General features: G+C 57.8%; 14 protein-coding genes. 6 read left to right on the top strand and 8 right to left on the bottom strand.

All coding sequences use genetic code 11. The features are described from left to right. Window positions 1-98: 98 nt before the first annotated feature. The 6 genes from mnmE to hemE form a co-directional block, all read right to left on the bottom strand. Window positions 99-1448: a tRNA uridine-5-carboxymethylaminomethyl(34) synthesis GTPase MnmE gene (gene mnmE, locus FIV03_RS06025; RefSeq protein ID WP_152508999.1), complete on the bottom strand. Its 1350-nt coding sequence runs from the start codon at window positions 1446-1448 to the stop codon at window positions 99-101. 711 nt (window positions 1449-2159) lie between these two features. Further along, entirely contained in the window at window positions 2160-2729 is a 570-nt protein-coding gene (locus tag FIV03_RS06020; RefSeq protein ID WP_152508998.1) for a GNAT family N-acetyltransferase, read from the bottom strand. 64 nt (window positions 2730-2793) lie between these two features. After that, window positions 2794-3375, bottom strand: a complete 582-nt coding sequence (locus tag FIV03_RS06015; protein WP_152508997.1) for a GNAT family N-acetyltransferase — start codon at window positions 3373-3375, stop codon at window positions 2794-2796. Window positions 3376-3506: 131 nt separating this feature from the next. Further along, the gene (gene rho, locus FIV03_RS06010; RefSeq protein ID WP_023002463.1) at window positions 3507-4772 is read right to left on the bottom strand and encodes a transcription termination factor Rho; all 1266 of its coding nucleotides are present in this window, start codon (window positions 4770-4772) and stop codon (window positions 3507-3509) included. Between the two features lie 299 nt (window positions 4773-5071). Continuing rightward, entirely contained in the window at window positions 5072-5500 is a 429-nt protein-coding gene (hemJ, locus tag FIV03_RS06005; RefSeq protein WP_152508996.1) for a protoporphyrinogen oxidase HemJ, read from the bottom strand. A 4-nt stretch (window positions 5501-5504) separates the two neighbouring features. Continuing rightward, window positions 5505-6533, bottom strand: coding sequence for a uroporphyrinogen decarboxylase (gene hemE / locus FIV03_RS06000; RefSeq protein ID WP_152508995.1), 1029 nt, complete (start codon window positions 6531-6533; stop codon window positions 5505-5507). A gap of 487 nt (window positions 6534-7020) precedes the next feature. Between hemE and FIV03_RS05995 the strand changes: the two genes are divergently transcribed. The 5 genes from FIV03_RS05995 (at window position 7021) to dnaQ (ending at window position 10886) form a co-directional block, all read left to right on the top strand. Further along, window positions 7021-7818, top strand: coding sequence for a pyruvate, water dikinase regulatory protein (locus tag FIV03_RS05995; RefSeq protein ID WP_055660553.1), 798 nt, complete (start codon window positions 7021-7023; stop codon window positions 7816-7818). Window positions 7819-7830: 12 nt separating this feature from the next. Next, window positions 7831-8430, top strand: coding sequence for a Maf-like protein (locus FIV03_RS05990; protein ID WP_152508994.1), 600 nt, complete (start codon window positions 7831-7833; stop codon window positions 8428-8430). After that, complete coding sequence (locus tag FIV03_RS05985; protein ID WP_173013784.1) at window positions 8427-9275, top strand: shikimate dehydrogenase; 849 nt, start codon at window positions 8427-8429, stop codon at window positions 9273-9275. The genes FIV03_RS05990 and FIV03_RS05985 overlap by 4 nt, the downstream gene beginning before the upstream one ends. After that, a complete protein-coding gene (gene coaE / locus FIV03_RS05980) occupies window positions 9272-9859 on the top strand; it encodes a dephospho-CoA kinase (RefSeq protein ID WP_152508993.1) in 588 nt (195 codons plus the stop codon). The genes FIV03_RS05985 and coaE overlap by 4 nt, the downstream gene beginning before the upstream one ends. A 313-nt stretch (window positions 9860-10172) precedes the next feature. Beyond that, the gene (gene dnaQ / locus FIV03_RS05975) at window positions 10173-10886 is read left to right on the top strand and encodes a DNA polymerase III subunit epsilon (RefSeq protein WP_152508992.1); all 714 of its coding nucleotides are present in this window, start codon (window positions 10173-10175) and stop codon (window positions 10884-10886) included. A 33-nt stretch (window positions 10887-10919) separates the two neighbouring features. Here dnaQ and FIV03_RS05970 read toward each other — a convergent pair whose 3' ends face one another. Both FIV03_RS05970 and FIV03_RS05965 read right to left on the bottom strand, forming a co-directional pair. Beyond that, complete coding sequence (locus tag FIV03_RS05970; RefSeq protein ID WP_152508991.1) at window positions 10920-11813, bottom strand: aminoglycoside phosphotransferase family protein; 894 nt, start codon at window positions 11811-11813, stop codon at window positions 10920-10922. Between the two features lie 21 nt (window positions 11814-11834). After that, window positions 11835-12821 carry a D-glycerate dehydrogenase gene (locus FIV03_RS05965; RefSeq protein ID WP_152508990.1) on the bottom strand — a complete coding sequence of 329 codons (987 nt, stop codon included), beginning with the start codon at window positions 12819-12821 and terminating at the stop codon, window positions 11835-11837. A gap of 288 nt (window positions 12822-13109) precedes the next feature. Between FIV03_RS05965 and FIV03_RS05960 the strand changes: the two genes are divergently transcribed. Next, window positions 13110-13607 (top strand): SH3 domain-containing protein, encoded by a 498-nt coding sequence (locus FIV03_RS05960; RefSeq protein WP_152511833.1) that lies wholly within the window; start codon window positions 13110-13112, stop codon window positions 13605-13607. Window positions 13608-13664: the final 57 nt, after the last annotated feature.

Raw genomic sequence — 13664 nt, 5'->3', positions numbered from 1 at the left:
GTCATTTAGCACCTACGGCAGAGAAAATGATTCACGTGAAACATGTTCCGGTAGAGAATCGATCCGCAGTTCACCTGAGATGATTCACGTGAAACAGGTCATTTCCCGATACAGAAATCCCGGAAGATCACATCGAGCAAATCCTCGACATCGATCCTCCCGGTGATCCGTCCGAGAGCATCTGCCGCCCGGCGAAGGTCTTCCGCGCGCAATTCCGCCGGCAGGTGCACCATATCCACGGCAGCTCTCAGGCCGGACAGACAATCCTTGAGATAGTGACGGTGCCGTTCCCGGGTGGCCAGTGGTGCTTCGCCGACAGATATCGTTTCCTCGGCAAAACGGGTAAGCCGGGAAAAAAGCGGGTTCATACCTTCAGCGCTTTTGCTGGAACAAGCAATTTCCTGGATCGTTCCGGAAGAGTCTTGTTCCGGAAGAGTCTCAAGATCAGCCTTCGTTCGAACGGTCCAGACAGGCACGCTACGGCGAAGGTCTTCCGGAAGGCCGGCGACGACATCGTCCTGTTCCACCCCACCAGGCTCCACCGCCCACAGGATGAGATCCGCTCCCCGGCCCCGTTCCTCCGCCCGGCGTATGCCTTCCTTCTCAACCACACCCTCCGTCTTCCGGAGGCCGGCGGTATCGACTAGCGTCACGGGATACCCTGAAAGATCCAGATGAACCTCGATCACGTCCCGGGTCGTTCCGGCTTCTTCCGTGACGATGGCGACCTCCCGTCCTGCGATGGCATTCAGGAGACTGGACTTGCCGGCATTGGGCGCCCCCATCAGCACCACCTGCAAGCCGGACCGTAGACGCTCGCCGCTGCGGGATTTCTCAAGATGATCTGCAATCTCACCATGGAGCTGGGTTGCTTCCGCCCAGACTTCATCGGCAACGCTGCCAGGAACATCCTCTTCATCGGCGAAATCGAAGTCTGCCTCGATCATTGCGCGCATATGGATGAGACGCTTTCTCCAGTCGTCATAGAGCTTGCCGAGGGCTCCACCCATCTGACGGACTGCCTGCTTGCGCTGGCTCTCGGTCTCTGCGGCGATGAGATCTGCCAGGCCCTCAACTTCCGTCAGGTCCATGCGGCCACGATCGAAAGCGCGGCGCGTGAACTCCCCTGCCTCGGCCGGACGGCAATTGGAAAACCGGGAAAGTACGGACAGAAGGCTTGAGACCACGGCACGTCCACCATGGCATTGGAACTCGGCAACGTCCTCTCCCGTGAAGCTGGAAGGCCCTTCAAAGTAGAGTACCAGGGCCTCGTCGAGAACGTCCTTCGTTTCCGGATCCCGGAGCTTGGCCAGCATCGTCTTCCGCGGCTGTGGCACCTTGCCAGCCAGTGTCTCAACGATCTCCCTGGTACCTGGACCAGACACACGGATCATCGCAACGCCCGAAGGCACAGCTCCGCTAGAGAGCGCAAAGATCGTGTCAGCCATGGTGTCTTCCGGTTCGTGGTCGGGTCGTGGACCGCCTCTTTATCAACTCTCGTCACCGCGGAAAAGAACAAGCCTCGCCATTCCGCCGCCGAATCGAAGTTGCTGGCGATACGGCAATCTGTTTCACGTGAATCAATTGTCAGAAAGTACCTGGCTTGGACAGGAGCGGCTTTCCTCTCAGGCGCGGTTCTTGTGCCTCACACGCGCAGCTTCGGCCAGAGAGTACCCAGCCGCCGGCAGTTCCTGTTTCCCCTTCAAATCGGGTCCAGGACGGAAACACACTGAATGAGGGAATTGCATTTCGTTTGGCGAAACTACGTCACAGCCTCACAATCTGTCCGTAAGCTGAACATCGAGGTCTTTCACCCATGTCGTCACACGATGTAAGTGGAGGCGGTTAAGCTCCTGAACACAACAGTAGGCGATGAGTTCGGAGCCGATTCAAAACAGGGGATTCACGTGAAACACCGCGTCCGGGATTTCGCCGTCGTCCTCTGGTCCAGCCACTGCAATCAGGCGTGACATCGGGTTCGAATGTGGCCCGCAAGAAATGTGAGAAAGAAACACTCACCTCAGGTGAAAACTTCGTCTGTCGGATCGGAGCCGATTCAACGTGACGGATTCACGTGAAACAAATTCTGACCCCGGCATGACCCTGTTTCTGTTTCACGTGAATCTCTGCTCGGATTTATCTCCAGCTCGGATAAACCCTCACCCAGTCCGCATCTGCCAATCGTCATACGTCATCCTGTAGAGCAGGTGCCGCTTGAAGGCGTGTCCCTCTGGAAGCTTCGGGTGCTCGAAGTCACCCCTCTCATCCTGCGTCATGCCAATTCGTGTCATGACCTTCTGCGAGGGAATATTGCCGGGAACAGTGAAGGCAACAATCTCTTCGTAGCCAATGGTTTCAAAGCCGAATCGAAGCCAGGCGCGAGCAGCTTCGCTAGCAAACCCCCGGCCCCACGCTGACCGCTTGAGCCTCCAACCAATATCGACACAGCCACCAATCGGCAGCGCCTCTTCATCGTGCACATCAAGTCCGGCAAAGCCGATGAACTCGCCTGACGCCTTCAGTTCAATCGGTGCGTAAAAAACACCGTGCTTTTCAAAACAGTCCCGGAACATGCCGATCAGCTTCAAGGCCCGATCACGGGTCAGTACGTCGGGAAAGTACCTCATCACCTCCGGGTCTGCGCAAAGTTGCACACAGGGGTCAATATGTGCTTCCGCCCAACAGCGCAGCACCAACCGTTCGGTTTCAATCTTGAAGGTGTTTCTCATTGTCTGAACTTTAGGCGATGCAGGTCTGTTTCACGTGAATCTGATCGACACACCGGAACAGAAGTCAGACTTGCTTCGGGCCGGATATCCAGTCCGTCTTCTTAAGGCGATAAAGCACATGTTTTGCGATCGGATGATCTGCCGGAAGACTGGGGTGAAGAAAGTCTCCCTCCAGATCGCGGGTCATGCCGATCTTTTCCATGACCCTTTGCGACGGCAGATTGTCCGGGATGGTGAAAGCCACGATCTCTTCAAGACCGATGGTTTCAAAACCGAATCGAAGCCACTCCCGAGCAGCCTCGCCTGCATAGCCCTTCCCCCAGGCAGTCCGCTTCAGGCGCCAGCCGATTTCGACACAAGGCTCGAACGGCAGGGGTGCCGCATAGGACGGCACGTTCAAACCAACGAAGCCGAGAAATTCTCCCGTCTCCTTGATTTCAATCGGCGCCATGCTGAAACCGTCCTTCACCGTCTTTTCCCGACACCGCGCAACCAGCAAGTCGGATTTCTCCCGCGTCAACACCTCAGGGAAAAATCTCATCACCTCGGGGTCGGCACAGAGTTTGGCAAATGGGTCCAGGTCTTCATCCTTCCATGGACGAAGCAGGAGCCGGTCAGTCTCTAACAGGAACGAAGCGTCAGTCATCAGAACGGGTCCGATTCAACAAAGGCAGGATTCACGTGAAACACGGTGGCGGGGTTTTTAATTCTTAACAAAAAGTAAAGGCGCGAACCCTCGCGGGCCGCGCCTTTGAATAGAACCGGATCCGTTTGGGATCAAGTGTTCATGCTGTCGAAGAAATCGTCGTTCGACTTGGTCTGTTTCAGCTTGTCGAGCAGGAATTCGATCGCATCCACCGTCCCCATCGGGTTGAGGATCCGGCGCAGCACAAAGGTCTTCTTGAGACGCTCGGCCGGTACCAGAAGCTCTTCCTTACGTGTACCGGAGCGCTGGATATCGATGGCCGGGTAAACACGCTTGTCGGAGATCTTGCGGTCCAGAATGATTTCGGAGTTACCCGTACCCTTGAACTCTTCGAAGATGACTTCGTCCATGCGGCTGCCGGTATCGATCAGTGCGGTCGCGATGATCGTCAGCGAGCCACCCTCTTCAATGTTACGGGCCGCACCGAAGAAGCGCTTCGGACGCTGCAGGGCGTTGGCGTCGACACCACCGGTCAGGACCTTGCCTGAAGACGGAACGACGGTGTTGTACGCACGTCCCAGACGCGTGATGGAGTCCAGCAGGATGACGACGTCGCGGCCGTGCTCGGTCAGGCGCTTGGCCTTCTCGATCACCATTTCGGCAACCTGCACGTGGCGGGCGGCCGGTTCGTCGAACGTGGAGGAAACCACTTCGCCGTCGACCGTGCGCTGCATGTCGGTCACTTCTTCCGGACGTTCATCGATCAGAAGAACGATCAGATAGCATTCCGGATGATTGGTGGTGATGGACTTCGCGATGTTCTGCAGGAACACCGTTTTACCTGTGCGCGGCGGCGCGGTGATCAGCGCACGCTGGCCTTTGCCGAGAGGCGCTACCAGGTCGATAACGCGGGAGGAGAGATCCTTGATAGTCGGATCTTCGATCTCCATCCGGAAACGTTCATCCGGATAAAGCGGCGTCAGGTTGTCGAAGTGAACCTTGTGCCGGGCTTTTTCCGGATCCTCGAAATTGATGGTGTTGACTTTGAGAAGGGCAAAATACCGTTCGCCCTCTTTGGGGCTGCGGATCTGGCCTTCAACGGTGTCCCCTGTCCGCAGCGAAAAGCGACGGATCTGCGAGGGCGAGACGTAAATGTCGTCAGGGCCCGGCAGATAGTTCGCATCCGGAGACCGGAGAAAGCCGAAGCCGTCCTGAAGGACTTCAACGACGCCTTCGCCGATAATCTCCACATCCTGAGCAGCTAGGTTCTTCAGGATGGCGAACATCAGCTCCTGCTTGCGCATGGTGCTGGCGTTTTCGACTTCAAGCTCCTCAGCAGTCTGGAGCAGCTCTGTCGGTGTTTTTTCTTTTAGGTCTTTGAGTTTCATTTCCCGCATCGAGTTGGGGTCTTTTTTTGTGTTGTTATGGATTTAGGTTTGGAAAGGTCGTTCTGCGCCGGATGGATGGGTCGGCCAGAAGATATCTGAGAGACTTTTAGGCGTGTCCAGATTGTACGGCGACTGCGGAGCGATTGAAAACGAACACTGTGCCGTATGAAGATGCGCGAAAGATACGTTGATTTGCAATAAAGCGCAAGCCCGGAATTCTGCCGGTTTTTTAGGCCACACTTAGAATTCGAAAGGTGAAAATGACGGCCGCATGTCTGCGGCTGTCTCTATTGCCTGTTTCGTGCCGCTTAAAACGGTTTGACGATGACGAAGATGACGATCCCGATCATCAGGACAGTCGGAACTTCGTTGAGTATCCGGTAGTAACGCTGCGACTTTTTGTTCTCGTCGCGGGCGAATTTCTTCACACAGCTGCTGAGATGGCCGTGAACACCGGACATGATCAGGACAAACGTGAACTTGGCGTGGAACCACCCGTCCTGCCAGGCCTGGAGTTCCCAGGCGAGCCACAGGCCAAACACCCAGGAGGCGATCATGGCCGGGTTGATGATGGCCTTGAGCAGCCGCCGTTCCATGATCTTGAATGTCTCGGACTGTTCCGACCCGATTTCCGTGGCCGCATGGTAGACGAACAGCCGCGGCAGATAGAGCATGCCGGCCATCCACGCGATGATCGAGATGACGTGGAGCGCCTTGATCCAGAGAAAGAGATCCATGCGCTTATCCCTTCCTGACCAGCTCGACCATGCGGGCAACGTTTTCCGGATCCGCGTCCGGCGTCACACCATGCCCCAGGTTGAAGACCAGCGGACCCTTGTCGAAGGTGTTCAGGATATGGGCTACGCCCTCTTCCAGCGCCTTGCCGCCGGCCACCAGCCGCATCGGATCCAGATTGCCCTGGATCGGGACCTTCTTCTGAATGTCGAGCGCAACCTGGTCCGGAGCCGTCCAGTCGAAACCGACCGCATCCACACCCGTACCTTCCACGAATGCCATCATCCGAGCCGAGGAAGCTTTCGGGAAACCGATGATCTTTGCATCCGGCCGCACCGCCCGAACACCGTCAACGATCCGGCGTGTCGGTTCGATCGACCAGCGCTTGAAACCGGCTTCATCCAGAACACCCGCCCAGGTATCGAAAATCTGGACCGCATCCGCGCCCGCATCCAGCTGTCGGATGAGATAGCGGATCGAGGCCGTGACGAGCTGATCGATGAAACGCTGCATCAGGTCAGGATCGCGATAGGCGCCCACACGGGCGGCAACCTGGTCCTGGGTGGTGTGACCGGCAACGGAGTAGCAGGCAACCGTCCAGGGAGCGCCACAGAAGCCCAGCAGTGTCGTTTCCTCTGGCAGCTCCGCCCGCAGGCGTGAAACCGTCTCTATGACCGGTTTGAGATGATCCTCGGCACGATCCTGTTCCAGACGATCCAGAAGATCGGCAGACAGCGGTTCCAGAACAGGACCACGTCCTTCTTCAAAACGAACCGGGTACCCGATGGCGTCCGGTACGACAAAGATGTCGGAAAACAGAATGCTTGCATCAAAACCATACCGGCGGATCGGCTGGAGCGTGACCTCTGTTGCAAGGTCGGGCGAATAGCAGAACTCCAGAAAGTTTGCCGCCTTCGAACGCACTTCGCGATATTCGGGAAGATAGCGTCCGGCCTGACGCATCATCCAGATGGGAGGCGGCCAGAGCTTTTCTCCGGAGAGTACCCGCATCACGGACTTGTCTTGGGATATCATGAGGTCGCCTTTCCCACATTTCAAATCAATAAAGATTCTTATTTTGAATCTGTTTTTTCTATTTGTGCGTGGATTACCGGGATCATTTTCTATCCACAATCCATCAGCCCGATTTTCTCGGCGGGAAAAAATCCGCTACTTGTTAAGCAGATTTCCTCCCCAGGAGTCGATAACAGGATTACGAATTGAATTACAATCACTTGTCCGCTTGTTTACGTTTCGTTAAGGAATTGGGCGGCAGTGGACAATCTGTCGATATGTCACAGCGCCTTTGTGAATCCACATCCATGCACAACCGTTTCGGCATCAGTTTCCGCTCGTTTAAGCATTGTTAATAAATTCGGCTGAGCGGGCATAAACTTCGTGCTAGGCACTGGGTGACAGACATCTTACCCAAATCATCAACAGGCCTGGGGATGACAACGTGAACAAGTCGAGACACTACTTCCATCTCCATCTCGTGTCCGACTCCACCGGCGAAACGCTGATGACAGTGGCCCGTGCGGCAACGGTCCAGTACGAGAACGTGCAGGAAATCGAGCATGTCTATCCGCTGGTGCGCTCCCAGAAGCAGCTCGACCGGGTAATCACTGAAATCGAAAAGGCACCCGGCATCGTCCTCTATACCCTGGTCGATGTGGAAATCGCCGGCCGGCTGGAACTGAAATGCCGCGAGCTGGGAGTGCCCTTCGTCAATATCCTGGATCCGGTCTTCGCGGTCTTCCAGTCTTATCTCAATGTCACCCAAACCCACCGTGTCGGCGGACAGCATGAACTGGATGCGGAATATTTTCGCCGGATGGAAGCGCTCAACTACACCATGTTGCATGATGACGGTCAGATCTGGGACGATCTGGAATCCGCCGATATCGTGCTGATCGGCATTTCGCGCACATCCAAGACGCCAACCTGCATCTATCTGGCCAACCGGGGCATCAAGGCAGCAAACGTGCCGCTGGTCCCGGGCATCGCCCTGCCCGAACATGTGAAGAAACTCAAGCAGCCGATGATTGTCGGTCTGATCGCTTCTGCCGAACGCATCCAGCAAATCCGCCGCAACCGTGTGCTGTCTTTGAATTCGGAAGGCTATAACGACACGTATGTCGACCGGAAGGAGATCTCCCAGGAGATCAACATGACCCGCAGGCTCTGCACGGAACATGGCTGGCCGTTGATTGACGTTACGCGTCGTTCTGTCGAGGAGACAGCTGCGGAGATCCTGACCCTTTTCAAGGAATTCAAATCAGGGCAGGAAGGCGGAGGAGAAACCGGGCGCGCCGGATAACCAACAAAAGGGATGGAAATGGCAGTTGTCTTGGCAAGCGGAAGCAGGATCCGCGCTGATCTTCTGAAAAACGCCGGGCTCGACATCGAGGTCGACCCGGCCGATGTCGACGAGCGTGTTGTCGAAGCCCCGCTCCTGGAAGCAGGCTTTCCTCCGGAGGACCTGGCAAGCGTTCTGGCGGAAGCCAAGGCGAATGACGTCAGTGACCGCCGCGCAGGTGACCTTGTCATCGGTGCCGATCAGATTCTGGCGTTCGAAGGTGAAAGACGCACAAAACCGGAGGACATGGAAGCTGCGCGCCGGCAACTGCTCGCCTTTTCCGGCAAGACCCACGAACTGCATTCCGCCGTCGTGATTTCGAAGGATGGCGAAGCAATCTGGCGCCACGTTTCTACGGCACGCCTGACCATGCGCGAACTGAGCCCGGCCTTCATTGGCCACTATCTGGCTGCGGCCGGTGAGGACGTGCTTTCCAGCGTCGGCGCCTATCAGCTGGAAAGTCTCGGCGTGCAGCTTTTTGAAAAGATAGATGGCGACTATTTCACCATTCTTGGCCTGCCCCTTTTGCCTCTTCTGGCAGAGCTGCGCAGCCTGAAGGTGATCGAAACATGAGCGGATCCGTGAAAAAAGCGGCCATCACAGGTCATCCGGTCACACATTCCCGCTCTCCGCTGGTGCATGGATACTGGTTGAAGAAGCATGGCATCGCCGGAGAATATGGCCGGGTCGATGTTCCGCCGGAAACAGCCGAGGACTTCTACCGGAATTTTGCCGACGCGGGTCTGTCCGGTGCCAATGTCACTGTTCCGAACAAGGAAGTGGCTGCCGCGGCCTGCGACTGGCTGGACGACGCAGCAAAATCCATGGGGGCTGCCAACACGATCTGGCTGGACGACAGCGGCCGGCTGTGCGGGGCCAATACGGATGGTCTCGGCTTTCTCGGCAATCTTGATCAGCTCGCCCCCGGGTGGGACGTTTCACGTGAATCTGCCGTGGTCCTGGGGGCAGGCGGAGCCGCACGCGCCGTGGTGTGGGCATTGCTCTCACGGAGATTCACAAGAGTGCATATCGTCAACCGGACATTCGAAAAAGCAAAAGCCATTGCGGATATGTTTGGTTCCGGAACGATTGCTCACGAATGGGACAACCTGGGGACAGTGCTTGAAGAAGCCGATCTTCTGGTGAACACCACTTCGCTCGGCATGGCCGGAAAGGCGCCACTGGAAATCGACCTGTCACCCTTGCCGAAGACGGCAATCGTCACTGACGCAGTCTATGCACCACTGGAAACCGACCTGCTGCGCAGCGCGAAGGCTCGGGGCAATCGGACTGTGGACGGCCTTGGCATGCTGCTGCATCAGGCCGTACCGGCGTTCGAGCGCTGGTTCGGGGTTCGGCCGGAAGTGGACGACACCCTGCGCAACCTCATACTCGAAGACCTTGGAGTAACCGCGTGATCCGGATCGGCCTCACCGGCTCCATCGGCATGGGCAAATCGACAACGGCAAAAATGTTCGCTGCTGAAGGTATTCCCGTGCACGATGCCGATGCCACGGTCCACGCGCTCTATTCGGGCCGGGCTGCGCCGCTGATCGAGGCGGCGTTTCCCGGCACGGTGTCGGACGGCAAGGTCGACCGTACGCTGCTCTCCCCGCATGTGCTCGGCAAGCCCGAGGCCATGAAAAAGCTCGAAGCCATCGTTCACCCCCTGGTGCGTGAGGAAGAGCAGCTCTTTCTGAAGCGTGCCCGCGCGGACCATCGGCGCATCGTCATGCTGGATATCCCGTTGCTGTTCGAAACCGGCGGTGAGGCCCGCGTGGATGTCGTCGTTGTTGTCACCGCCGATGCAGACGTTCAGCGAGACCGTGTCCTCGCCCGGCCGGGCATGAGCGAAGACAGGTTCGAGGCGATCCTCGCCAAGCAGATGCCTGACGCAGAAAAACGCCGCCGCGCGCATTTCCTGGTCGATACCGGCCGGGGCATGGAAGCGGCGGAGCGGCAGGTGAGAGCGATCCTGAAAGCACTTGCCGCGGCCGGTTGACGTCTCTCTGATCTCCTCTTGCACCTGAAGGTCTTTTCAACTTCGCCCTTATCCTGAGGAGGGCCTGTAAGGCCCGTCTCGAAGGATGGGCGGCATACTCCAAAACCAGTGACCCATCCTTCGAGACACCCGGCAATGCCGGGCTCCTCTGAATGAAGTGTTGGACGGAACGGGCGCTGGGGCATCGGGATCAAACCCCAGAACCGAAAAACCCCAGAACAACAAAACGCCAGAACACCGGGGAAAACCGCGCGCAACTCTTGCCACTCACCCTGCAAGCTGCACAGTGAATCCATAGGCAAAAGGCGGAAAAATGCGCGAGATCTCGTTCGATACGGAAACAACAGGCCTGAACCCGCGCGGAGGTGACCGGCTGGTGGAAATCGGCGGTGTTGAGTTGATCAATCACATCGCGACGGGCAATTCCTATCACGTCTACATCAACCCGCTGCGCGACATGCCGGAAGAAGCTTTCCGGGTTCATGGCCTGTCGGCGGAATTCCTGTCCGACAAGCCCTTGTTCGAGCACGTTGCGGATGAGTTTCTGGAGTTCGTTGGTGATGCCACGCTGGTGATCCACAACGCGGCTTTCGACATGGGCTTCATCAACATGGAGCTGGAACGGGCCGGACGGCGCATAATTCCGAACACCCAGGTGCTCGATACGCTGGATCTCGCCCGCCGCAAGCACCCATCGGGGCCGAATTCACTGGATGCGCTATGCTCTCGCTATGGCATCGACAACTCCAAGCGTATCAAGCACGGCGCTCTTCTCGATGCGGAAATCCTGGCTGAAGTCTATCTGGAGCTTATCGGCGGCCGCCAGACGGCCCTTGGCCTGATTACGGACGAAGAAGAAACCTCTTCGGCAGGTTCCAGCTTCGAACCTGGCGAACTCGGCACCTTTAACGCCCGCCAACGTCCCTCGCCGTTGCAGCGCCTGTTGCAGGACAGCGAACTTGAAGCCCACAAGGCCTTCATCGAAGGCATGGGCGACAGCGCGATCTGGTCAAAATACAACGGCTGAGGCTCGAAAGACCTCTTAATCGGATTTCATGGATCAATTGTCTGCCAGCAACCAGCGCACCGTTTCAAAGTGCCGCTCGGCATAGCTGCTGCCGAATGCCCAGGCCATGGTCTGGCCGATGGTCCAATATCTTGCCCGCTCCCGGTCAAGCTCCAGTTCTTCCGACAGTCGGTCCAGCCGGTAACGCGCTTCGGCTTTCGAATGCCCGAATTCGAAGCTCCTGACGATCGGGCTAAGCGCAAAGGCAGGATCGCCGGCGAGAGGCTTCGGGTCGATGGCAAGCCAGGCATCTCTTTCAGAGGACAGAATGTTGTGTCCGTGCAGGTCCTGGTGCAGCAGGACCTCTTCCGTCTCTTTCTCACGACAAAGGTCCTGCAAGGCCTTGCGCGCAGCGTCCACGAGATGTTGCTCGCAAGGCTTCCCGGCAGCCATCCAGTTATGGTCGAGGCTATCCCGCCACCGTGCGGCTTCATCGCTGAGGCGGGTAAACGGGTCACCGGCAGGGATCGTCAGGAGACGCAGCAACCCTGCAACAACGCCAATCCGGTCCGTTTCGGTGTCGTCGGCCAGAAACTGCCCCGGCCTGCAGCGCTCCAGCAGCAGTGCGCCTAGTTCGGGAGCATGCTTCAATAGCCGAACAGCACCCTTGCCGTTCCAGCGCGCCAGTGCCTCGGCTTCGTGGCGGCATTCGTGATCGGGAAACTGCAGTTTGAGGACAACATCCTCACCGTCGTGCCTTGCCGGAACGACGAGAGATACATTACCGCCAGAAAACGGGCTCCCTGGGTCTGAAAGCCCGAAGTGTTCGCACGCGGTTTCAAGCAGCACAGGCAGCTTGTCGAGCCAGATACGGCCGGTTTCGGTCGCCCTCAGCCAGTCGAGACTGGCCGGCACGACAACCGCGCTGCCGATGAAACGATCAGCCAAGACATGAGACTCGCAAACGGGTCAAAGCATCGACGGCAAAACACGATCCGGCGGGCGGTGTCCGTCCATGAAGGTCTTGATGTTGATGATGACCTTCTCGCCCATTTCGATACGGCCCTCGATGGTGGCCGACCCCATGTGCGGCAGCAGCAGAACGCTTTCCAGCTTGGCCAGCTTCGGATTGACCGCGGGTTCGTGCTCGAACACGTCCAGGCCGGCGCCGGCAAGCTCACCGCTCTCGAGCATCCGGATCAGGGCGTTTTCGTCAATCACCTCGCCACGGGCGGTGTTCACCACATAGGCATCCTTTTTCAGAAGCTTCAGGCGGCGGGCGGACAGAAGGTGGAAGGTTCCCGGCGTGTGCGGGCAGTGAATGGAGACGACATCCATGCGCGCCAGCATCTGGTCAAGGCTGTCCCAGTAGGTTGCCTCAAGCTCTTCCTCGACACCTTCGGCAAGGCGGCGGCGGTTGTGATAGTGGATCGACATGCCGAAGGCCTTGGCACGGCGCGCAACGGCCTGGCCAATGCGGCCCATGCCGATGATACCCAGGCGTTTTCCCCAGATCCGGTGGCCAAGCATCCAGGTCGGCGACCAGCCGGCCCAGTCGCCGGCTTCCAACGCCTTGATGCCTGTGGCAAGTCGACGCGGCACGGCCAGGATCAGCGCCATGGTCATGTCCGCGGTGTCTTCGGTCAGCACGCCCGGCGTGTTGGTGACATTGATTCCCCGGTTGTTGGCACTCACGACATCGATGTTGTCGACACCATTACCGAAGTTTGCGATGAGCTTCAGGTTTTCACCAGCCTGCGAGAGGACGGATGAGTCGATCCGGTCGGTAACGGTCGGCACCAGAACATCGGCGGTTCGCACCGCTTCCACCAGTTCCGCCTGGCTGAAGGGCCTGTCATTATCATTGAGACGCGTCTCGAAAAGCTCACGCATCCGTGTTTCGACCACGTCCGGAAGCTTCCGGGTCACCACAACGACAGGCTTCTTTTTCGCCATACCAATTGCCTTTCGCGCTTCGTTGAGGACTTGTTAACCTCAACGGTACCACTTTGACGCTGCGCGTTGCGCGAGCGGATGAGACCACCCCTTTTCCTTACCAGATGGTCCAGCAGAAACAAGGGATCGGTTTCAATCGCCGCGGATCGCCAACCGGCCAAAACGACCAAGCTGGTTTTCGCGCAAATTTTTCGGTAGAGATTTGCCTCAAATCAAAGATCAATAACAATTGGACAACCGGACAATATGGCTCGCTCGTTCCAGGCTACCCGGATCTTCCTCACTGTGATGACATTGCTGTGCGGTCTGCTCGCAACTTCGGTCGCTTCGCACGCCCAGGGCACCACGACCGGCGCCAGCGGCCTGCCGGTGCCGAGATTTGTCAGTCTGAAGTCCGATCGGGTCAATGTGCGCATCGGGCCTTCGCGTGAACATGATATCGCGTGGACCTTCGTGCAGTCCGGTCTGCCCGTGGAAATCGTCGGTGAATTCGAGAACTGGCGCCGCATTCGCGATTGGGAAGGCAAGCAGGGCTGGGTGTTCCGCTCGCTGCTGTCCAGCCGCCGCACGGCTCTCGTCACCCCATGGGAAAAAAGCGACCGCACACCGCTGCGCTCCCGCTCCCGCTCCGACGCCGATATCGTTGCCGAACTGGATCCCTTCGTGCTGACGACGGTTTCCGAATGTGCCGGTGGCTGGTGCCGGGTCAACGGCGAGAATTATGACGGCTGGCTGGATCAGACCCGCCTGTTCGGTGTCTATCCGGATGAGCTGATCGGAGACTGACGTCCTCTTCCCTCGATTGCCTGGGTTTCCTGATCCCTCATCCTGAGGAAGCGCGTG

The sequence above is a fragment of the Labrenzia sp. THAF187b genome (assembly GCF_009363375.1).
Taxonomy (GTDB): Bacteria; Pseudomonadota; Alphaproteobacteria; order Rhizobiales; family Stappiaceae; genus Roseibium; species Roseibium algicola.
This window is presented reverse-complemented; position numbering and strand designations above follow the sequence as displayed.

Coding starts and splice junctions, on each gene's coding strand:
- mnmE (WP_152508999.1), bottom strand. CDS start 1,448: ATGGCTGACACGATCTTTGCGCTCTCTAGCGGAGCTGTGCCTTCGGGC.
- hemE (WP_152508995.1), bottom strand. CDS start 6,533: ATGATATCCCAAGACAAGTCCGTGATGCGGGTACTCTCCGGAGAAAAG.
- FIV03_RS05995 (WP_055660553.1), top strand. CDS start 7,021: ATGACAGTGGCCCGTGCGGCAACGGTCCAGTACGAGAACGTGCAGGAA.
- FIV03_RS06020 (WP_152508998.1), bottom strand. CDS start 2,729: ATGAGAAACACCTTCAAGATTGAAACCGAACGGTTGGTGCTGCGCTGT.
- FIV03_RS06015 (WP_152508997.1), bottom strand. CDS start 3,375: ATGACTGACGCTTCGTTCCTGTTAGAGACTGACCGGCTCCTGCTTCGT.
- hemJ (WP_152508996.1), bottom strand. CDS start 5,500: ATGGATCTCTTTCTCTGGATCAAGGCGCTCCACGTCATCTCGATCATC.
- FIV03_RS05965 (WP_152508990.1), bottom strand. CDS start 12,821: ATGGCGAAAAAGAAGCCTGTCGTTGTGGTGACCCGGAAGCTTCCGGAC.
- FIV03_RS05985 (WP_173013784.1), top strand. CDS start 8,427: ATGAGCGGATCCGTGAAAAAAGCGGCCATCACAGGTCATCCGGTCACA.
- FIV03_RS05990 (WP_152508994.1), top strand. CDS start 7,831: ATGGAAATGGCAGTTGTCTTGGCAAGCGGAAGCAGGATCCGCGCTGAT.
- rho (WP_023002463.1), bottom strand. CDS start 4,772: ATGCGGGAAATGAAACTCAAAGACCTAAAAGAAAAAACACCGACAGAG.
- dnaQ (WP_152508992.1), top strand. CDS start 10,173: ATGCGCGAGATCTCGTTCGATACGGAAACAACAGGCCTGAACCCGCGC.
- FIV03_RS05960 (WP_152511833.1), top strand. CDS start 13,110: ATGACATTGCTGTGCGGTCTGCTCGCAACTTCGGTCGCTTCGCACGCC.